This window comes from Amycolatopsis sp. NPDC051716 (genome assembly GCF_040681595.1).
Lineage (GTDB): Bacteria > Actinomycetota > Actinomycetes > Mycobacteriales > Pseudonocardiaceae > Amycolatopsis.
Genome location: NZ_JBFAZA010000031.1, coordinates 1 through 19,891 on the forward strand (window position 1 = coordinate 1; position 19,891 = coordinate 19,891).

Annotated in this window: 15 protein-coding genes and 1 pseudogene; 8 read left to right on the forward strand and 8 right to left on the reverse strand. The window is 70.7% G+C overall.

Going from position 1 to position 19,891, the window contains the following annotated elements:
• Positions 1–333: 333 nt before the first annotated feature.
• The 3 genes from AB0M30_RS33870 to dnaE form a co-directional block, all read right to left on the reverse strand.
• Positions 334–1,515: a low temperature requirement protein A gene (locus tag AB0M30_RS33870; protein WP_364592342.1), complete on the reverse strand. Its 1,182-nt coding sequence runs from the start codon at positions 1,513–1,515 to the stop codon at positions 334–336.
• 426 nt (positions 1,516–1,941) lie between these two features.
• Positions 1,942–3,411: an MFS transporter gene (locus tag AB0M30_RS33875; RefSeq protein ID WP_364592345.1), complete on the reverse strand. Its 1,470-nt coding sequence runs from the start codon at positions 3,409–3,411 to the stop codon at positions 1,942–1,944.
• Between the two features lie 99 nt (positions 3,412–3,510).
• On the reverse strand, positions 3,511–7,095 hold the full coding sequence (dnaE, locus tag AB0M30_RS33880) for a DNA polymerase III subunit alpha (protein WP_364592348.1): 3,585 nt from the start codon (positions 7,093–7,095) through the stop codon (positions 3,511–3,513).
• 398 nt (positions 7,096–7,493) lie between these two features.
• On the opposite strand from dnaE, the gene AB0M30_RS33885 reads away from it, so the two are divergent.
• Genes AB0M30_RS33885 through AB0M30_RS33905 form a run of 5 tightly spaced genes read left to right on the forward strand, consistent with a single transcriptional unit; the run spans position 7,494 to position 13,534 of the window.
• On the forward strand, positions 7,494–8,141 hold the full coding sequence (locus AB0M30_RS33885; RefSeq protein WP_364592649.1) for a FadR/GntR family transcriptional regulator: 648 nt from the start codon (positions 7,494–7,496) through the stop codon (positions 8,139–8,141).
• Positions 8,138–9,562: an amino acid permease gene (locus AB0M30_RS33890; protein ID WP_364592350.1), complete on the forward strand. Its 1,425-nt coding sequence runs from the start codon at positions 8,138–8,140 to the stop codon at positions 9,560–9,562. Before AB0M30_RS33885 ends, AB0M30_RS33890 begins: the two co-directional genes overlap by 4 nt.
• On the forward strand, positions 9,559–10,470 hold the full coding sequence (locus AB0M30_RS33895; protein WP_364592353.1) for an asparaginase: 912 nt from the start codon (positions 9,559–9,561) through the stop codon (positions 10,468–10,470). Before AB0M30_RS33890 ends, AB0M30_RS33895 begins: the two co-directional genes overlap by 4 nt.
• Positions 10,467–11,858: an aspartate ammonia-lyase gene (gene aspA, locus AB0M30_RS33900; RefSeq protein WP_364592356.1), complete on the forward strand. Its 1,392-nt coding sequence runs from the start codon at positions 10,467–10,469 to the stop codon at positions 11,856–11,858. Before AB0M30_RS33895 ends, aspA begins: the two co-directional genes overlap by 4 nt.
• A 50-nt stretch (positions 11,859–11,908) precedes the next feature.
• The gene (locus AB0M30_RS33905; RefSeq protein WP_364592359.1) at positions 11,909–13,534 is read left to right on the forward strand and encodes a CocE/NonD family hydrolase; all 1,626 of its coding nucleotides are present in this window, start codon (positions 11,909–11,911) and stop codon (positions 13,532–13,534) included.
• A gap of 67 nt (positions 13,535–13,601) precedes the next feature.
• Here AB0M30_RS33905 and AB0M30_RS33910 read toward each other — a convergent pair.
• Positions 13,602–14,362 (reverse strand): annotated as a pseudogene (locus tag AB0M30_RS33910) (metallophosphoesterase).
• Positions 14,359–14,985, reverse strand: a complete 627-nt coding sequence (locus AB0M30_RS33915) for a GntR family transcriptional regulator (protein WP_364592362.1) — start codon at positions 14,983–14,985, stop codon at positions 14,359–14,361. Before AB0M30_RS33915 ends, AB0M30_RS33910 begins: the two are co-directional and overlap by 4 nt.
• A gap of 45 nt (positions 14,986–15,030) precedes the next feature.
• Here AB0M30_RS33915 and AB0M30_RS33920 point away from each other — a divergent pair, with 45 nt between their 5' ends.
• Positions 15,031–16,200: an aminotransferase class V-fold PLP-dependent enzyme gene (locus AB0M30_RS33920; protein ID WP_364592365.1), complete on the forward strand. Its 1,170-nt coding sequence runs from the start codon at positions 15,031–15,033 to the stop codon at positions 16,198–16,200.
• On the opposite strand, the gene AB0M30_RS33925 is transcribed toward AB0M30_RS33920, so the two are convergent.
• Positions 16,197–17,144: an SDR family NAD(P)-dependent oxidoreductase gene (locus tag AB0M30_RS33925; protein WP_364592367.1), complete on the reverse strand. Its 948-nt coding sequence runs from the start codon at positions 17,142–17,144 to the stop codon at positions 16,197–16,199. The genes AB0M30_RS33920 and AB0M30_RS33925 overlap by 4 nt on opposite strands.
• Positions 17,145–17,184: 40 nt before the next feature.
• Positions 17,185–18,321 carry an acyl-CoA dehydrogenase family protein gene (locus AB0M30_RS33930; RefSeq protein ID WP_364592370.1) on the reverse strand — a complete coding sequence of 379 codons (1,137 nt, stop codon included), beginning with the start codon at positions 18,319–18,321 and terminating at the stop codon, positions 17,185–17,187.
• Between the two features lie 63 nt (positions 18,322–18,384).
• Between AB0M30_RS33930 and AB0M30_RS33935 the strand changes: the two genes are divergently transcribed.
• Positions 18,385–18,801, forward strand: a complete 417-nt coding sequence (locus tag AB0M30_RS33935; protein WP_364592373.1) for a cupin domain-containing protein — start codon at positions 18,385–18,387, stop codon at positions 18,799–18,801.
• Here the strand turns inward: AB0M30_RS33935 and AB0M30_RS33940 are convergent.
• Entirely contained in the window at positions 18,798–19,262 is a 465-nt protein-coding gene (locus AB0M30_RS33940; protein WP_364592376.1) for a MarR family transcriptional regulator, read from the reverse strand. The two genes, AB0M30_RS33935 and AB0M30_RS33940, sit on opposite strands and share 4 nt — an antisense overlap.
• Before the next feature lie 134 nt (positions 19,263–19,396).
• On the opposite strand from AB0M30_RS33940, the gene AB0M30_RS33945 reads away from it, so the two are divergent.
• On the forward strand, positions 19,397–19,891 hold the full coding sequence (locus AB0M30_RS33945; protein ID WP_364592652.1) for a carboxymuconolactone decarboxylase family protein: 495 nt from the start codon (positions 19,397–19,399) through the stop codon (positions 19,889–19,891).

Sequence of the window (19,891 nt, forward strand, 5' to 3'; positions counted from 1 at the left end):
ATTAATGCTCTCAAAGGAACCTCAAACGAGGTTCAATACATAAGCTCTACTGGCTTAGTTCACTAGCACACTGTTGAGTTCTCAAGCAACACACTTCGGACCGCCGCGCCGCGAAGCGCTTTGGTCTTCGGCTATTGTTTCAAGCTTTGTTCCAGGGATACCACCCTGGTTCGGGACCACCCACTCTACCACGATCGTAGGAGCTTGGTTCGTGTTCCCGGCGGCCACCCGGTTTCCCTGGCGACTTGGAGAACTTTACATGCCCCCGAAACCCCCTTGCACAGGGGGGTCCCTTTTATCGCGCCAGGCCGTTGACCTGCACCGATACCGCCGTCAGGCCGGGTGCCGCTCTCCGTGCGTCGCGACCACCGTCAGCACGACGAGCGCGGCCGCGAGCCCGGCGGCGACGTGGATCGGCGCCGGCGTGAACGACGCCGCGACGACGAGCACCGCGGTCACCGGAAACCCGATGGCGATCGGGCGGCATTCGTTCGTCGGGCCGATGTGCAGCAGCCACACGCTCAGCAGGAAGACCGCGGCCGGGACCGTGGTCGCCAGCGCCGCGGCCACCCCGCCGATACCGGGCAGCGTTCCCGTGTCGTAGGCGACCGCCACCTCGAGCCCGGCGCCGACGGCCGCGGCGGAAGCGAAGATGAAGTAGTGGCCGTAGCCCCAGGTCATCGACGTGAACATCGTCGGGCGGCGGACGAGGCGCGCGTGCCCCGGCCGGTCGAAGTAGAGCCACCACATCGAGAACACGAGGACGAGCGCCGCCGCGGCCAGGGAAATCAGCGTGCCGAGGTGGCCGGGTTCGGCGGTGGCCTCCTTGAGCGCGTTCGTCGCGCTGAGGATCACTTCGCCGAGCACGATCAGGGTGAACAGGCCGTACCGCTCGGCGATGTGGTGCGGGTGCCACGCCGTGCCCTGGCGGCTCTCCCCCCACACCGGCACCGCCATCTCCAGGATCGCGAAGGCGAAGAACGCGTACGGCTGCAGGCCGTGCGGAAGCCACAGGTAGCCGACCCACAGCAGCTGGCAGAAGGCGATCCCCGCGGCGTAGCGCAGGGCCGCCGGGCGGCACTCCGCGTCCGTCCGGGCGGCCCGCAGCCATTGCGCGACCATCGCGAGCCGCATCAGGACGTAGCCGGCGACCATCACCCGGAAGTCACCGTTGAACGCACGTTCCACCCCGGCCGCGACGGTCAGGCCGCCGGCGATCTGCAGCAGCGTGACCAGCCGGTACGGCACGTCGTCGGTGTCGAACGCCGAGGCGAACCAGCAGAAGTTCAGCCAGCCCCACCAGATCCCGAAGAAGACCAGCGCGAACGAGAACACGCCGTGTGCGACGTGGCCTTCGGCGAGCGCGTGGTGCAGCTGCGCGGCCGCCTGGCCGACGGCGACCACGAAACACAGGTCGAACAGCAGCTCCAGCGGGGTCGCGACGCGGTGGTCCTCGCCGCTGTCGCGGGCGCGCATCGGCCGGTACCACACCCGGCGCAGCAGTTGCTCGGTCATCGGGGCTCCCCGGGCTCGTGCCTGTCGGACGCGGTCATCCCAACATGATCACGAGCCGCGTGGAAGCACGACACGGGTGCAGAAGACGGGCGGGCCCGGTTCCCCCTCCCCCGGGCCCGCCCGCCACCGTCACGCGCCGGCGGGCACCGATGGGCAGCCCTTCCGCGAGTGCCGGACGGTCCCCCGCGGACGCCGACACCCACTGAACGGAAGGTGACCGAGTGTGTCCATTCCCTCGTACTCCGGACGCCTCGATCGCTCAAGCCGGTCACCCCATCCCCGGGTGGCCGACTGATTGCCACTGTCGGTAGCCGAAGCCGCGCAGTGAAGGCTCCATAAGATCTACCCGGTTGCTCTCCGTAGCACCAGTGTCTTTCCGCGCTCGTCACTCGGATGGAGCATCGCGAATCTGCGGAAAGTAGTCTCTCAAGCCCGGTGGACGTCCGCGGCGGAAGCTTCGTCCCGGCGGGTTTCCCGTTCCTGTTCGGAAGCCCGGCGCCGCCGGGCGCGGAGCTCGGCGAGCGCCAGGGCGAGCGCGCCGCAGGTCAAGAAGGCCGCGCAGCTGAGCGCCACGGTGAGCGCCACGGGATAGCCGCGGCCGAGGACCATGCCGAAGACCGACGCGAGCACGGCGGTGCCGATCGCCGTGCCGATCCGCTGCCCGGTCTGCAGCGCGCCGCCGGCGACCCCGGCCATCCGGACCGGCACGCACTCCAGCGTCAACGTCGTGTTCGGGGAGATCACCATCCCGCCGCCCACGCCCGCGAACACCAGCGGCACCGCGAAGGCCCAACCGGACGCCGACGGCGGGACCAGCTCGGCGAGCAGCGCGACGGCCAGCAGCCCGACGGCGACCATGCCCAGCCCGGTGACGGTCAGCCGGCGGCCAAACCGGGGCACGAGCCGGCCGGCGACGGCGGCCGACACCGCCGAACCGAGCGCGAACGGCGTCACCGACAGGCCCGACTGCAGTGGCGAGTAGCCGAGGCCCTGCTGGAAGTAGATCGCGAAGACCAGCCAGATCCCGGCGAACCCGCAGAAGTAGAGGGCGCCGACCGCCGCGCCGGCGGCGTAGCCCGGGGTGCCGGTGAACAGGCGGGTGTCGAGCAGCGGGGACCGGCCGCGCCGGACCACCGAGTGCTCCCAGCGCACGAACGCGACCCCGAAGACCACCGCGACGATGAACAGCCACCACATTCGCTTGAGGCCGCCCTGGTCGGCGTCGACGACCGGGAGCAGGACACCGAGGACGGCGACCGCGAGCAGCACGATGCCGACGAAGTCGATCTCCGAGGAGATCTTGAGCTGTTTCTTCTCACTGCGGGGCAGCAGCCGCAGCGCGAGGGCGAACGCGAGCACGCCGATCGGGACGTTGACGTAGAACACCCAGCGCCAGCCGTCCTGCGCCCCGAAGACGGCGATGATGAACCCGCCGAGGATCGGGCCGACCGCCGTCGAGATCCCGACGACCGCGCCGAACATCCCGAACGCGCGGCCGCGCTCGGCGCCGCGGAAGAGGTCCTGGATCAGGCCGGTGTTCTGCGGGGTGAGCATGCCCGCGGCCACGCCCTGGGCCAGGCGGGCGAGCACCAGCGTGGTCTCGTCGGGGGCCGCGCCGGCCAGTGCGCTGGTGAGCACGAAGGCGGCGAGGGCGCCGAGGAACATGTTCCGGCGGCCGAACGCGTCCCCGAGGCGGCCGCCGGTGACCAGGACCAGGCCGAACGCGAGGGCGTAGCCGGAGACGACCCAGCGGATCCCGCCGCTGCTCGCGTGCAGCCCCGACTGCATCGAGGGGAGGGCGACGTTGACGATGCTGACGTCGAGCAGGCCCATGAACCCGGCCGTGAGCGAGACGGCAAGTGCTTTCCAGCGGCGGGGATCGGGTTCGTACGTCATCGAGGGCAGACCTCACGCAAGTTCACTGGCCGGGGATACCCCACTCAGCAAACACGAAAGGCGGGATCCGCGCGCGCTGTGCGCACGGATCCCGGAGCCTCACGTCGAGGCCGTGATGCCCCGGATGCCCTTGAGCTCGCCGATCAGCATCGAGCTGACCTTGACCGGGTAGTCGTACAGCGCGAAGACCGTCTGGTTCTTGCCCACCAGCTTGAGGTGCACCGGGGTCTCGCCCTTGTGCGCCAGCAGCGTGGACCGCAGCTCGCTCACCACCGACTGGTCGATCTTCTCCGCCGCCGCGAGCAGCACCAGCGGCGGCTCGTCGTCGCCGTTACCGGTGCCGACCTCGGACAGGTCGAGCGTCGCCAGGCCGCCGCCGAAGATCGACATCTTGTCTTCGCGCCAGTTGACCCGGCCCTTGACCAGGACCGCGTTGTCTTCGATCAGCTCACTGGCGAAGAGCGCGTACGACTTCGGGAAGAACAGCACCTCGAGCGAGGCGTCCATGTCCTCGACCGTGCAGATCGCCCAGGGCTCGCCCTTCTTGTTGACCCGCCGCTCGAGCGAGGTGATCAGCCCGGAGATCACCAGCTCGCCTTCCTTCGGCGGATCGTTGAGGATGCTCGCGATCGGCTTGGGGGCGTGCTTGCGCAGGATCCGCTCGGCGCCGTCCAGCGGGTGCGCCGAGACGTACAGGCCGAGCATCTCGCGCTCGTAGGCGAGCAGCTGCTTGCGCGGGTACTCCTCCTCGCCGAACTTCAGGTGCGCCAGCGGGGACGAGGCCACTGCGTCTTCGTCCTCGCCGCCGAAGCCGAACAGGTCGAACTGGCCCATCGCCTCCTGGCGCTTGAGCGGGACGACGGCTTCGACCGCGTCCTCGTGGACCTGGATCATCGACAGCCGCGTGTGGCCGAGGGAGTCGAACCCGCCCGCCTTGATCAGCGACTCGATGACCCGCTTGTTGCAGGCCACGAGCTCGGACTTGTCGAGGAAGTCGGTGAAGGAGGCGTACTTGCCCTTCTCCTCGCGGGTCTTGATGATCGACTCGACGACGTTCGCGCCGACGTTGCGGACCGCGCCGAGGCCGAAGCGGATGTCGTCCCCGACGGCCGCGAAGCGCAGGGCCGATTCGTTGACGTCCGGCGGCAGCACCTTGATGCCGAGCCGGCGGCACTCGGACAGGTAGACCGCCGACTTGTCCTTGTTGTCGCCGACCGACGTGAGCAGGGCGGCCATGTACTCGGCCCGGAAGTTCGCCTTGAGGTAGGCGGTCCAGTACGAGATCAGGCCGTACGCGGCCGCGTGGCTCTTGTTGAACGCGTACCCGGCGAACGGGAGGATCGTGTCCCAGAGCGCCTTGATCGCCTCGGGCGAGAACCCGCCGGGCCGCAGGTCACTGGCCCGCATGCCGGCCTCGAAGCCCTCGTACTCCTTGTCGAGGACTTCCTTCTTCTTCTTGCCCATCGCGCGGCGGAGCACGTCCGCGCGCCCCATCGTGTACCCGGCCACCTTCTGGCCGATGTGCATGATCTGCTCTTGGTACACGATCAGGCCGTAGGTGTCGGCCAGGATCTCCCGCAGCGGCTCGTCGAGCTCCGGGTGGATCGGCTTGACCTTCTGCCGGTTGTTCTTGCGGTCGGCGTAGTCGTTGTGCGCGTTCATGCCCATCGGGCCGGGGCGGTACAGCGCGCCGACCGCGACGATGTCGTCGAACACCGTGGGCTCCATGCGCCGCAGCAGGTCGCGCATGGGGCCGCCGTCCAGCTGGAACACGCCGAGCGTGTCGCCGCGGGCCAGCAGCTTGTACGTCTCCGGGTCGTCCATGCCGAGCCGGTCGAGGTCGATGTCGACCCCGCGGTTGGCCTTGATGTTGTCGATCGCGTCACCGATGACGGTGAGGTTGCGCAGGCCGAGGAAGTCCATCTTCAGCAGGCCGATGGCCTCGCACGACGGGTAGTCCCAGCCGGTGATGATCGAGCCGTCGTCACGCTGCCACAGCGGGATCGCGTCGGTCAGCGGGTCGCAGGACATGATGACCGCGCAGGCGTGGACGCCGGCGTTGCGGATCAGGCCCTCGAGGCCGCGGGCGGTCTCGAAGATCGTCTTGCACTCGTCGTCGGTCTCGACGAGCGCGCGGACCTCGGCGGCCTCGCCGTAGCGCTCGTGCTTGTTGTCGACGATGCCCGAGAGCGGGATGTCCTTCGCCATGATCGGCGGCGGCAGTGCCTTGGAGATCTTGTCCGCGATCGCGTAGCCCGGCTGGCCGAAGTGGACGCGCGCGCTGTCCTTGATCGCGGCTTTCGTCTTAATGGTGCCGAAGGTGATGACCTGGGCGACCTTGTCCGAGCCGTACTTGTCGGTCGCGTACCGGATCATCTCGCCGCGCCGGCGGTCGTCGAAGTCGATGTCGATGTCGGGCATCGAGACGCGCTCGGGGTTGAGGAACCGTTCGAACAGCAGCTTCTGCGGGATCGGGTCCAGGTTGGTGATACCGAGGACGTACGCGACCAGCGAACCGGCGGCCGAACCACGGCCGGGGCCGACCCGGATGCCGACCTTGCGGGCGTAGCTGATGAGGTCGGCGACGATCAGGAAGTAGGCCGGGAAGCCCTTGCCGATGATGACGTCGAGCTCGATCTCGATGCGCTCGTTGTAGTACTCGTCCGGAACGCCGTCCGGGAAGCGCCACTTGAGCCCGCGCTGGACCTCTTCGCGCAGCCAGCCGCCCTGGTCGTACCCCTCCGGCACCTCGAAGAACGGCAGCCGGTCCTTGTGCGAGTAGACGTCTTCGTAGGACTCGACGCGCTCGGCGATCAGCAGCGTCGTGTCGGCCGCGCCGGGGACCTCCTTGTCCCAGTACTCGCGCATCTCGGCGGCGGACTTGAGGTAGTAGCCGTCGCCGTCGAACTTGAACCGGGTCGGGTCGTTGAGGGTCTTGCCGGCCTGGACGCACAGCAGCGCCGAGTGCGTGTCGGCCTGGTCCTTGGTGACGTAGTGCGAGTCGTTGGTGGCGATCGGCTTGAGGTCGAGCAGCCGGCCGACCTCGAGGAGGCCCTCGCGGACCGACCGCTCGATCGGCAGGCCGTGGTCCATCAGCTCGAGGAAGAAGTTGTCGGCGCCGAAGATGTCCTTGTAGTCGGACGCGGCCTGGATCGCCGCTTCCTTCTGGCCCAGCCGCAGCCGGGTCTGCACCTCGCCCGAGGGGCAGCCGGTGGTCGCGATGATCCCGGAGTGGTTCTCGGCGATCAGCTCGCGGTCCATCCGGGGCTTGCGGTAGTAGCCCTGCATGCTGGCCAGCGAGGACAGCTTGAAGAGGTTCCGCAGGCCGGTGGCGTTCTGCGCGAGCATGGTCATGTGGGTGTACGCGCCGGCGCCCGAGACGTCGCCGCCCTCACCCAGCTCGTCCGAGCCGCGCTGGTTCGACTGGCCCCAGAAGACCGGCTTCTTGTGGAACCGCGACTCCGGCGCGACGTACGCCTCGATCCCGATGATCGGTTTGAGGCCGTGCTTCTTCGACTGCTGGTAGAACTCGTCGCCGCCGTACATGTTGCCGTGGTCGGTCATGCCGACCGCGGGCATGCCGAGGCGCGCCGCCTCCGCGAAGAGGGGAGCGATCTTCGCCGCACCGTCGAGCATCGAGTACTCGGTGTGGACGTGCAGGTGGACGAAAGAATCGTTCGACACCAGCGAAAACCTCCCCTAGGTGGATCGGACCGGCGCGCCCGGGTCTCCCACCTTATCCCGCGCTCACCGGGCTTGATTGTGCGCCTCGGCGGGGCCGGACCGGAGCACCGACGCGCGGCCCCTTCGGCGGAAACGATCACGACACGCGCCGCGCCCGGACGGTCACGCGGGGCGCCCCGGCGAGTGCCGCGAATGACTCATTCGGGACCTCGTAGGTCTCGAATGAGTCATTCGCGACCTTCGGGCGACCCGAAGCGACCCCAGGGCGGCGGCGGTGAGCTGGGCCACAGAGCCGGGCACTCGCGTTGACACCGGCGGCGCCGGGACCGAGCATTCCCGCCATGAACCTGTCTGACAGCCAGACAGCCGGACAAGGTGGTCCTCGCCGGGTGAGTGCCATGGAAGCCGTGCTGGCCCACCTGCGCGCGTCGATCGAGCGCGGCGAGTACACCGTCGGCGGGAAGCTCCCCTCCGAAGCCGCCCTGAGCAGGGAATTCGAGGTCAGCCGGTCGGTGATCCGGGAAGCCCTGCGCGGCCTCCAGGCGCTCGGCATGACCGAGTCGAAGACCGGCAAGGGCACCTTCGTCACCGCCACCGGCCCGGCCGACAACCCCACCTTCGGGCCCTACTCGGCCCGCGACCTCATCGAGGTACGCCGGCACGTCGAGATCCCCGTCGCCGGGTACGCGGCCGTGCGGCGGAGCCAGGACGACCTCGACCTGCTCGCCCACCTGCTCGACCGGATGGACGCCGAGACCGACAACACCGCCTGGGTGGCCCTCGACTCGCTCTTCCACATCACCATCGCCCAGGCCTCCGGCAACCCGGTGTTCGGGAAGGTGATCGAGGAGATCCGGGACGCGCTCGCCCGCCAGTCCGCCTTCCTCAACCAGCTCGGCGACCGGCGGCGCCAGTCGAACGTCGAGCACCGGGAGATCGTCACCGCCATCGCCGACGGCTCGGAGACCGGCGCCGTCGAAGCCATGACGGCGCACCTGCAGCACGTCGAAGCCACTCTGACCAGCATCGTGAACGGGGACCAGTGACCGAACAGACCCTCACGGCCGCCGACACCCCCGATGCGGGCGACGCCGGGTACAGCAAGGCCCTGAAGTCCCGGCACGTCAACATGATCGCCATCGGCGGGGCGATCGGCACCGGCCTCTTCCTCGGCGCGGGCGGCCGGCTCGCCCAGGCCGGGCCGGCGCTGGCGATCGTCTACGGCGTCTGCGGGCTCTTCGCCTTCTTCGTCGTCCGCGCGCTCGGCGAGCTGATCCTGTACCGGCCCTCCAGCGGCGCCTTCGTCTCCTACGCCCGCGAGTTCATGGGCGAGAAGGGCGCGTACGTCGCCGGCTGGATGCACTTCCTGAACTGGTCGACCACCGGTATCGCCGACATCACGGCGATCGCGCTGTACGCGCACTTCTGGTCGTTCTTCTCGCCGATCCCGCAGTGGGTGCTCGCGCTGATCGCCCTCGCCGTCGTCCTGACGCTGAACATGGTGTCGGTGAAGCTGTTCGGCGAGATGGAGTTCTGGTTCGCGATCATCAAGGTCGCCGCGCTCGTGCTGTTCATGGTGATCGGCATCTTCCTGCTGGTGACGCAGACGCCGATCGACGGCGTCGCGGGCGGCCCGCAGCTGATCGCCGACCACGGCGGGATCTTCCCGTCCGGGCTGCTGCCGATGGTGCTGATCGTGCAGGGCGTGGTGTTCGCCTACGCCTCGGTCGAGCTGGTCGGCGTCGCCGCGGGCGAGACCGAGCACCCGGAGAAGATCATGCCGAAGGCGATCAACTCCATCATGTGGCGCATCCTGGTCTTCTACGTCGGCTCGGTCGTGCTGCTGGCGATGCTGCTGCCGTGGAGCTCCTACACCAAGGACCAGAGCCCGTTCGTCACCGTGCTCTCGCACCTGGGCGTGCCCGCGGCGGACAGCGTGATGAACCTGGTCGTGCTCACCGCGGCGCTGTCCAGCCTGAACTCCGGGCTGTACTCGACCGGCCGCATCCTCCGGTCGATGGCGGTGGCGGGCTCGGCCCCGAAGTTCACCGGCGTGATGAACCGCAACCACGTGCCCTACGGCGGGATCCTGCTCACCGCGGCCGTCTGCGTGCTCGGCGTCGGGCTCAACTACCTGGTGCCGAAGGAGGCCTTCGACATCGTGCTGAACTTCGCCGCGATCGGCATCCTCGCCACCTGGGCCATCATCGTGCTCTGCCACCTGCTGTTCGTGCGCAAGGCGAAGCGCGACGGCCTCGAGCGGCCGTCGTTCCGGCTCCCGTTCTCGCCCTACACCGAGATCGCGACGCTGATGTTCCTCGCCGCCGTCGTCGTGCTGATGGGCTTCGACGAGACCGGCCGGATCACCCTGCTCGCGCTGCCGGCGATCGCCGTCGCCCTGGTCGTGGGCTGGTTCAGCGTCCGCAAGCGGATCGACATGCGCGCGTTCGACGAGGAGGACCTGTGAGTCACGAACCCCTCGTCGAGCTGATCCGCGACGGGCTGGTCGAGGGCGTCCACCACGGCTCGGCCGTGGTGCTCGCCCCGGACGGCTCGACGCGGTTCGCCGCCGGGGACGCCGACACGCCGATGTACCCGCGGTCGACGGCGAAGCCGCTGCAGGCCACCGCGATGGCGCGGCTCGGCCTGCGCCTGTCCCCGGCCGGCTTCGCCATCGCCGCGGCCAGCCACTCCGGCGAGCCGATGCACCTCGACGCCGCGCTCGAGGTGCTCGACGGCCGTTCCCCGGACCTGCTGGGCAACCCCGCGGACTTCCCGTTCGACCCGGTCGAGCGGGACAGCTGGATCGCCGCCGGCCGGGCCCCGGCGCGGCTCGCGCACAACTGCTCCGGCAAGCACGCGGCGATGCTCGCGACCTGCGACCTCAACGGCTGGGCCACCGACGGCTACCTCGACCCGGCCCACCCGCTGCAGCGCGCGATCGCCGCCACCGTCGAGGACCTGACCGGCCGCGGCATCGCGCGGGTCGCGGTCGACGGCTGCGGCGCACCGCTCTTCGCGACCACGCTGCGCGGGCTCGCGACGGCCGTGTCGAAGATCGCCACGGCCGCGCCCGGCACGCCGGAGGGCCTGGTCGCCGACGGGATCCGGCGGCACCCGGAGCTGGTCGGCGGCCGCCGCCGGGACGTCACCGCCGTCATGCGCGCGGTGCCCGGGCTGATCGCCAAGGACGGGTTCGAGGCCGTCCAGGTCGCCGCGCTGCCGGACGGCACGGCGATCGCGGTCAAGATCGCCGACGGCGGGGACCGGGCGCGGTACCCCGTGCTGGCCGCGCTGCTCGGGCTGTGCGGGGTGGCCGTTCCGCCCGGCCCGGACAACCTCCGTTTCACCCTTTCCGTGGGGAGCACCGCATGACCACCCGCCGCGAACACGACCTGCTGGGCGACAAGGACGTCCCCGCGGACGCGTACTGGGGCGTGCACACCGCCCGCGCCCGCGAAAACTTCCCCATCACCGGCACGACGATCGCCGCGTACCCGCACCTGGTCGAGGCGCTGGCCTCGGTCAAGGAGGCCGCCGCGCGCGCCAACGCCGAGCTGGGCCTGCTCTCCCCCGCCATCGCCGACGCGATCTGCGCGGCCTGCCGGGAGATCCGCGAAGGCGCGCTGCACGGCGAGTTCGTCGTCGACGTCATCCAGGGCGGCGCCGGGACGTCGACCAACATGAACGCCAACGAGGTGATCGCGAACCGCGCGCTCGAGCTGCTCGGGCACGCCAAGGGCGACTACCACGTCCTGCACCCCAACGAGCACGTCAACCTCTCGCAGTCGACGAACGACGCCTACCCGACCGCGGTCAACGTCGCGACGATCATCGCCGTGCGCGAGCTGGCCGAGTCGATGGTCGTGCTGGAGAAGGCGTTCGCGGCCAAGGCCGTCGAGTTCCACGACGTGCTGAAGATGGGCCGCACGCAGCTGCAGGACGCCGTGCCGATGACGCTCGGCCAGGAGTTCGGCACCTACGCGGTGATGCTCGGCGAGGACCGGCTGCGGCTGGGCGAAGCCGTCGCGCTGCTGCACGAGATCAACCTCGGAGCGACCGCGATCGGCACCGGCCTCAACGCCGCGCCGGGCTACGCCGAAGCCGCCTGCCGCCACCTGCGCGAGATCACCGGTCTGCCGGTCGTCACCGCGGCGGATCTCGTGGAGGCCACCCAGGACTGCGGCGCGTTCGTGCACCTTTCCGGCGTCCTCAAGCGGATCGCGGTCAAGCTGTCGAAGAGCTGCAACGACCTGCGGCTGCTGTCCTCGGGGCCGCGCGCCGGCCTCAACGAGATCAACCTGCCGCCGGTGCAGGCCGGGTCGTCGATCATGCCCGGCAAGATCAACCCGGTGATCCCGGAGGTGGTCAACCAGGTCGCGTTCGAGGTGATCGGCAACGACGTCACCGTGACGATGGCCGCCGAAGCGGGGCAGCTGCAGCTCAACGCGTTCGAGCCGATCATCCTGCACTCGCTTTCGGAGAGCATCACGCACCTGGGCGCGGCCTGCCGGACGCTGGCCACGAAGTGCGTTTCCGGGATCACCGCGAACGTGGACGTCCTGCGCGCCTACGTCGAGAACTCGATCGGCCTGGTCACGGCGCTCAACCCGAGCATCGGCTACGCGGCCGCGACGGAGATCGCGAAGGAGGCCCTGGAAACCGGGCGCGGGGTCGCCGAGCTCGTCGTCGAGAAGGGCCTGATCCCCGCCGAAGAGCTGGCGAGGCTGCTGCGGCCGGAAACCCTCGCGCGCGCGAACTGAGGTACGGTCGGATCCGGATGGATCTACTCCACTTCGGAAGGCGGCCGCCCGTGCTGGACCGACTTGTCGACAAGCTGCTCGGACTCCCCCGCACCGAAGGCCCCAAGCCGGTCGTGACGCGCGACCTCGCCGTGCCGATGCCCGACGGCGTCACGCTGCTCGCCGACCGGTACGCCCCGGACGGGACGACGTCGGCGCCGGTCGTGCTGATCCGCACGCCGTACGGGCGCAAGGGCCTGGCCTCGAAGCTCTTCGGCGAAACCTTCGCGCGGCACGGGCTGCAGACGGTCGTCCAGAGCACCCGCGGCTCGTTCGGCTCCGGCGGCGAGTTCCGGCCCTTCCACCTCGAACGCGAGGACGGGCTCGCCACCGCCGAGTGGCTGCGCGCCCAGCCGTGGTGCGACGGGAACCTCGGCATGGCCGGCGCCAGCTACCTCGGGCACACGCAGTGGGCGGTCGGGCCGTACCTCGACCCGCCGCTGGCGGCGATGTGCCTCGGGGTGACGGCGTCGGAGTTCGTCTCGACGTTCTACCCGGGCGGCGTGCTCGCGGCGGACAACATGGTCTCGTGGTCGGCGATGATCGGCCGCCAGGAGGAGCGCTTCGCCGCGCTGCCGAACCCGCTGCGGACGCGCAAGACCCGCCGGGCGATGGCGCACCTGCCGATCAGCGGCGCCGACGTCGCCGCGATCGGGAAGCCGGTGCGGTTCCTCCAGGACGTCACCGAGCACGCCGTGCCCGGCGACGAGTTCTGGGCGATGTCCGACCACAGTGCCGAAGTGGCGCGGCTCGACGTCCCGGTGTCGATGGTCACCGGCTGGTACGACCTGTTCATCGGCTCGCAGCTGCGCGACTTCCGGCTCCTCGCCGACGCGGGCAAGGCCCCGCGGATCACGATCGGGCCGTGGGCGCACGGCGAGCCCGCGAGCATGGGCCCGATGATCCGCGACCAGCTCGGCTTCCTGCGCGCGCACCTGCTCGGCGACCGGACCCAGCTGCAGCGCGCCCCGGTCCGGCTGTTCCTCCAGGGCGCCGGGACGTGGCTGGACTTCGAGTCCTGGCCGCCGCCGTCGAAGGCGACCGAGGCGCACCTGCGGCCGATCGGCGGCCTCGGCGAGGTCGCGACCGACCCGGCGCTGCCGACGCCGTTCACCTACGACCCGGCCGATCCGACGCCGGCGGTCGGCGGCCCGCTGCTGATGGGCGAGTGGAAGCAGCGGGACAACCAGGAGGTCGAGGCCCGGCCGGACGTGCTGGTGTTCACCGGCGAGCCGCTGCCGTCGGACCTCGACGTCATCGGCGAGGTGTCGGCGACCGTGCACGTGCGCACCGAGCTGGGCCACGCCGACGTCTACGTCCGGCTGTGCGACGTCGATGCCGGCGGCGTCTCCCGCAACGTGACCGACGGAATCCTGCGGCTGCGCCCGGGCGTCCCGTCGGCGGACCCCGACGGGGTGGTGACCGCGGAAGTGACGCTCGACCCGACGGCGTACCGCTTCGGCCGCGGCCACCGCCTGCGCGTCCAGGTGGCTGGTGGCGCGTTCCCGCGCTTCGCCCGCAACCACGGCACGGGCGAGCCGGTCACCTCGGCGGTGGCCGGGAAGCCGAACCGCTTCGAGGTGTTCCACGACGCGGCGCGGCCGTCCCGGATCACGCTGCCGGTGTTCAGCAGCTGAAAGCGCCCCAATGTGGCCTTGGTTGCGTTCAACGCACCGAAGGCCACATTGGGGCGCTTGGGGTGGGTCAAAGCGGGACGGTGCGGTGGTGACTGGTCACCCGGCCGTCGTCGTGGAGGACGTGCAGCAGCAGGGCCGGCGGGCGGTCGTAGTCCAGCGGGCCGCCTTCGGCCCAGCCGCGGTCCGCGCCCGGCTCGATCGGGAGCAGCGAGCCCGAAACGACGCCGGGGGCGATGCGCAGCGGGACCCCGGCGAACGTCGTCGAGGCGCCGGTGTGCACGTGCCCGGCCAGCAGCGCCACCACTCGCGGGTGCCGGGCCAGCACCGGAGCCAGCCGCTCCGAACCGGTCTGCCGGATCGCGTCCACCAGCGGGACGCCGACCTCCACCGGCGGGTGGTGGAACGCGACGAACGCCGGGCCGTCGCCGCCGGAGAGGACGCCGTCGAGCCACGCCAGGGTCTCGTCGGACAGGAAACCCGCGCCGTGGCCCGGGATCGTCGAGTCGCACAGCGCGAACAGCACTCCGCCGATCTCCTGCGCCAGGTCGATCGGCCCGTCGGAAGCCGGCAGGTCGAGCAGTCCCGTGCGGAACGCCGCGCGGACGTCGTGGTTGCCCGGGCACACCAGCACCGGCGCCGGGTGCTTCAGCAGCTCGGCGGCGCGCGCGCGTACTCCTCCGCCGTGCCGTGGTCGGCGATGTCGCCGGTGACGACGACGGCGTCGACCGGCCGCGCCAGCCCGCCGAGGTAGCCCATCACCGCCGCGACGCGCTCTTCCGCCCGCGGGTCGCCGTCGAGGTGCAGGTCGCTCAGGTGCGCGATGATCATCTTTCGTCCTTCCCCAGGTACGCCAGTGCCTTGACCCAGTTGGCGACGAGCACCGCGGACGCGGCCGTCAGGTCGCCGTCACGCAGGGCCGCGGCGATGCGGCGGTGTTCCCCGATGCTCTCCCCGGCGTGGTCGTGCCGGGCGAAGTACGCCGATTCGTAGCGCTTGAGCAGCGGCTTGGTCTGCTCGATCAGCCGCAGCAGGTGCGGGTTCGGGCAGCGCGACAGCAGCAGCGCGTGCCATCGTTCGTCCAATGCGGACAGATCACCGCCGTCCGCGCGCGCCATCTCGTCGGCGACGGCGTCGAGCGCGTCCGGCAGCCCGGTCAGCTCGACCGGCGACGTCCAGCGCAGCGCCAGGGCTTCCAGCTCGGCCACCAGCGGGTAGAGCCGGCGCGCCTCGTCCGGGTCGAACGGCGGCACCAGGAACCCCCGGCCGGGCGCGGAGACCAGCAGACCGCGGTCGGCGAGCCCGATCAGCGCCTCCCGCAACGGTGTCCGGCTGACGCCGAGCTCGCGCGCCAGGTGCACCTCGTTGACGCGGGACCCGGCCGCGAGCCGCCGGTCCAGCACGCGGGCGGTGATCTGCTCGATGAGGTCGCTGCGCAACGGGGTGCGGGCCATGCCGGCAGTATTGCATACAATAACTTACTACTGTATTCAGTTCGTATGAGCTTCGACGTCGAACGTGCGCGCCGCGAGACCCCCGGCTGCGCCGAAGTGGTCCACTTCAACAACGCGGGCGCCGCGCTGCCCCCGGCCGTCGTGACCGACACCGTCGTCGAGTACCTGCGCCACGAAGCGCTGGTCGGCGGGTACGAAGCCGCCGCCGGAGCCGCCGATCGCCTCGACGCGGTGTACGCGTCGGTGGCCCGGCTGCTCGGCGCCGGCACCGACGACATCGCGCTCACCGACAACGCGACCCGCTCCTGGCAGGCGGTGTTCTACGCGCTGCCGTTCGGCCCCGGCGACCGGATCCTGACCTCGCGGGCGGAGTACGCCAGCAACGCGATCGCGTTCCTGCAGGTCGCCCGGCGCACCGGCGTGGTCGTCGAGGTGATCGGCGACGACGAATCCGGGCAGCTGGACGTCGAGGAGCTGAGCCGGCGCGTCGACGGCGACGTCAAGCTGATCGCCGTCAGCCACGTGCCCACCCAGGGCGGCTTGGTCAACCCGGCCGAGGAGATCGGCGCGGTCGCCGAAGCGGCCGGCATCCCATTCCTGCTGGACGCGTGCCAGTCGGCGGGCCAGCTCGACCTCGACGTCACGCGCTTGAAGTGCGACGCGCTGTCGGGAACCGGCCGCAAGTACCTGCGCGGCCCGCGCGGCACCGGGTTCCTCTACGTGCACCCGCGGCTGCGCGAGCGGCTGGAGCCGGCGATGCTCGACCTGCATTCGGCGAGCTGGGAGTCGCCGACGGAGTACGTCGTCGACCCGACCGCCAAGCGCTTCGAGGTGTGGGAGCGCGACTTCGCCGCGGCGTGCGGCCTCGGCGCGGCCATCGACTACGCGCTCGAATGGGGTTTGCCGGCCATCGAAGAGCGGGTCGCTTCGCTGGCCGCGACGCTGCGGGAGCGGCTGACCGAAGCCGGTGCCCACGTCCACGACGCCGGGGCGAAGAAGTGCGGCCTGGTCACGTTCAGCGTCGAGGGCACCCCGGCCGCGGACATCAAGGCGCGGCTGGCGGAGGCGAACATCAACACGTCCCTGTCGACGCGGACCTCGGCGCAGTACGACTTCACCGCGCGGGCGCTGCCGGACCTGGTCCGGGCTTCGGTGCACTACTACAACACCGAGGACGAGATCGACCTGCTGGTGCGGGAGATCGAGAAGCTCTAGAAGGCGTTCACGCCGGTCAGCTCGGCCGAGAGGGTCCACAGCCGCTCGGCCCGCACCGGGTCGATCGCGTAGTCCTTCACTCCCGTGCGGGTGCCGTCGGCGGGTGCGGGCTCGGCGATGTCGCAGTCCTCGAGGTAGACGCCGCCGAGGCCGTCGAGCTGCGGCGAAGTCGCCGCCCAGACCTGCGTCGCGGCGCCCTGCTCCGGCGTCTTCGCCCCGCCGGTGACCCGGCCGGACTCGTCGACCATGCCCGCGTCGACGAGCTCCTGCCGGTCCAGGTGGCGCACGAGGTCGGTGAGGATCCGGCCCGGGTGCAGGGCGAACGCGCGGACACCGTGCTCGCGCGCGAGCCGGTCGAGGTGGACGGCGAAGAGCACGTTCGCGGTCTTGGCCTGGCCGTAGGCGAGCCACTTGTCGTAGCCGCGCTCGAAGTTCAGGTCGTCGAAGCGCACCGGGCCGTAGTGGTGGCCGCGTGAGGACACCGAAACCACCCGCGCGCCCGGCGTGAACGCCGGCCGGAGCCGGTTCACCAGCGCGAAGTGCCCGAGGTGGTTGGTGGCGAACTGCGCCTCCCAGCCCGGCCCGACGCGGGTCTCCGGACACGCCATGATGCCGGCGCTGCCGATGAAGAAGTCGATTCCGCGCCCCGACGTGGCGAACCGCTCGGCGAACGCGCGGACGCTGCCGAGGTCGGCGAGGTCGAGTTCGTCGACCTCGACGTTTTCGAAGCCCCGCAAGGCTTCTTCGGCCGTGGCGCGGCGCCGGGCCGGGACGACGACGTGCGCGCCCGCGCCCGCCAGCGCCCGCGTGGTCTCCAGGCCGATGCCGGAGTAGCCGCCGGTGACGATCGCGAGCTTGCCGGTCAGGTCGAGGCCGGCCACGACCTCGGCCGCCGTGGTGGTGGCGCCGAACCCCGAGCCGAGCTTGTGCTGTGCGGTGGTCATGTCCCCGAAGCTAGGCCCTGGAGCGCACTCCAGCGCAAGGTCAGCCCTTGAGCAGCTGGCGCGCGATCACGAGCTTCTGGATTTCGCTGGTGCCTTCGTAGATCCGGAACAGCCGCGCGTCGCGGTAGATGCGCTCGACCGTCACGCCACGGACGTACCCGGTCCCGCCGTGGACCTGCACCGCGCGATCCGCGACCCGGCCGAGCATCTCGGTGCAGAACAGCTTCGCCGACGACGGCCCGAGCTTGCGATCCTCGCCCGAGTCGTACTTGGCCGCGGCTTCGTGGACCATCGCGCGGCCCGCCGCGAGTTCGGCGTGGGACTCCGCGAGCAGCGCCTGCACCAGCTGGTACTCGCCGATCACCCGGCCGCCCTGGCGGGCCGTCCGCGCGTACTCGACGGCTTCGGCGAGCGCCCGCTCGGCCAGGCCGACACACAGCGCGGCGATGTGCAGGCGGCCGCGGGCCAGCGAGGCCATCGCGATGCCGAACCCCTTGCCCTCTTCGCCGATCAGCGCGTCGCCGGCCAGCTCGACGTCGTCGAAGACCACTTCCGACGTCCACGCGCCGGCCTGGCCCATCTTGGCGTCGTGCGGGCCGACGGTGACGCCGGGCGCGCCCGCGGGCACGAGGAACGCGGAAATGCCGTGGCTGCCGGTGCTTTCCGGATCGGTGCGCGCGAACGCGACGAACACTGCGGCAAGCGGCGCGTTGGTGATGAACCGCTTGGTGCCCGACAGCCGGTACCGGTCGCCGTCGCGGACCGCGCGGCTGGTCAGGCCACCCGGGTCCGAGCCCGCCTCGGCTTCGGTGAGCGCGAACGACGCGATCGCCTCCCCCGCGGCCAGCCGCGGCAGCCAGTGGGTGCGCTGCTCCGGCGTCCCGTGGTGCACGATCGCCTGGCCGGCGATGCCGTTGTTGGTGCCGAACAGGGACCGGAAGGCCGGCGTCGTCCAGCCGAGCTCGATCGCCAGCCGGACGTCTTCGGCCATGCCGAGGCCGAGCCCGCCGTACTCTTCCGGCAGCGCCCAGCCGAACAGGCCCAGTTCCGCGGCCTTTTCCCGGATTTCCGCGGGAATTTCGTCCCGTTCGTCGATCTCGGCCTCGCGGGGCACGACCTCCTTGCGCACGAACTCCCGCACCGCGCCGAGGACCTGCCCGAAAACGTCCGCGTCCATGCGTCGGCACGCTACCCGGATCGCCGCCCCCACGGGCACGGCCGGACGCGGTAGCTTGGGCGGATGCGCAAGCCGATCGCCGTTCTCGCCGCCGCCGCGCTCGCCGCCGTCCTGCTGCCGTCCACCGCTTCCGCGACGCCCGGCAGCGGCGTCAGCGGCACGATCCTGGCCCAGAAGACCATCGGCCACACGGATTACACGCTGCGGGAGATCACCGTCCAGCCCGGCGGGTACACCGGCTGGCACTTCCACGACGGCACGCTCTACGCGTACGTGAAGGCCGGGACGCTGACGCACAACCTGGCCGACTGCAGCATCGACGGCATCTTCGCCACCGGGCGCGCGTTCACCGAGAAGCCCGACCAGGTGCACATCGGCCGCAACCTCGGGTCGACGCCGCTGGTGCTGGAAGTCCTGTACGTCCTCCCGGCGGGCAGCCCGCTGTCGGAGGACGCCCCGAACCCCGGCTGCGGCTTCTAGCCCGACAGCCAGCCGGCGGCGTCGAGCCGGTACGCCGCCGGGCCGACGACCGCGCGAAGGTCGTTCTCGAGCGCGGTGATCCGGTCCGCGCCCACCGTGCGCGCCCAGTCCGCGCGCAGCTCGTCGAAGATGTCCGCCGACTTCCTGAGCGCGTCGATGCCGTGCTCGGTCAAGCGAACGATCTTGCGGCGCGCGTCCGCCGGGTCGTCGGCTCGCTCGGCGTACCCGAGCGCCTCGAGCCGGTCGACGGTCTTGCCCGCCGCCTGCTTGGAAACGCCGAGGCGGCGGCCGATCTCCGACGCCGTCGCCCCCTCGACGCCGACGGCCTGCATCGCGAAGCCGTACGACGGCCGGACGTCGGGGTGGCCGCGGCGGGCGAGCTCGGCGTGCAGGCGGTCGATGAGCGTGCGGAAGCCGCCGAAGAGCAGGAAGGGCAGCTCGTAGCCCGGCGTGTCGGTCATGACCTCTTGCCAAAATCGACAACCAGGTTTACGGTTTCGACAACCATGTTGTCGAACCTACTCTGTCCACCTTGGGAGTCACCTTGTTCGCCGATCACACCCCGGAGTCTGCACCCCTCGCCGCGCGCCCCGCGATGACGGCCACCGCGAAGAAGTTCGGCCGCGTGCCGTCGGCCGTCGCCCGGCTGGCGACCTCACCGGAACTGCTCAACGGGTTCCTCAAGCTCAGCGCGATCTTCGAAGCCACGACCCTGACGGCGCTGGAACGCGAAGTGCTGATCATGACGGTGGCCGCGCGCAACGAATGTCACCTCTGCGTGGCGATGCACACGGCCACGCTGACCCGCCTGTCCGCCTCACCCGAACTGGTGGCGGCGCTGCGGGCGGAGGCCCCGCTTCCGGAGCCGCGGCTGGAGGCCCTGCGCGGTTTCGTCCACGCGGTCATGGACACCAGGGGCGAAGTCCCGGCCGAGGAGCTGGCGGCGTTCACCGGCGCCGGCTACACGCAGCGGAACGCCTTGGAGGTGGTGCTGGGGATCGGGACGTACACGCTGTCCACGTTCGCGAACCGCCTCACCCGCGCCCCGCTCGACGACGCCTTCGCCGAGCACGCCTGGCACGCGGCGTGA

Coding starts and splice junctions, on each gene's coding strand:
- AB0M30_RS33870 (WP_364592342.1), bottom strand. CDS start 1,515: ATGACCGAGCAACTGCTGCGCCGGGTGTGGTACCGGCCGATGCGCGCC.
- AB0M30_RS33875 (WP_364592345.1), bottom strand. CDS start 3,411: ATGACGTACGAACCCGATCCCCGCCGCTGGAAAGCACTTGCCGTCTCG.
- AB0M30_RS33885 (WP_364592649.1), top strand. CDS start 7,494: ATGGAAGCCGTGCTGGCCCACCTGCGCGCGTCGATCGAGCGCGGCGAG.
- aspA (WP_364592356.1), top strand. CDS start 10,467: ATGACCACCCGCCGCGAACACGACCTGCTGGGCGACAAGGACGTCCCC.
- AB0M30_RS33915 (WP_364592362.1), bottom strand. CDS start 14,985: ATGGCCCGCACCCCGTTGCGCAGCGACCTCATCGAGCAGATCACCGCC.
- AB0M30_RS33920 (WP_364592365.1), top strand. CDS start 15,031: ATGAGCTTCGACGTCGAACGTGCGCGCCGCGAGACCCCCGGCTGCGCC.
- AB0M30_RS33925 (WP_364592367.1), bottom strand. CDS start 17,144: ATGACCACCGCACAGCACAAGCTCGGCTCGGGGTTCGGCGCCACCACC.
- AB0M30_RS33930 (WP_364592370.1), bottom strand. CDS start 18,321: ATGGACGCGGACGTTTTCGGGCAGGTCCTCGGCGCGGTGCGGGAGTTC.
- AB0M30_RS33935 (WP_364592373.1), top strand. CDS start 18,385: ATGCGCAAGCCGATCGCCGTTCTCGCCGCCGCCGCGCTCGCCGCCGTC.
- AB0M30_RS33940 (WP_364592376.1), bottom strand. CDS start 19,262: ATGACCGACACGCCGGGCTACGAGCTGCCCTTCCTGCTCTTCGGCGGC.
- AB0M30_RS33945 (WP_364592652.1), top strand. CDS start 19,397: ATGACGGCCACCGCGAAGAAGTTCGGCCGCGTGCCGTCGGCCGTCGCC.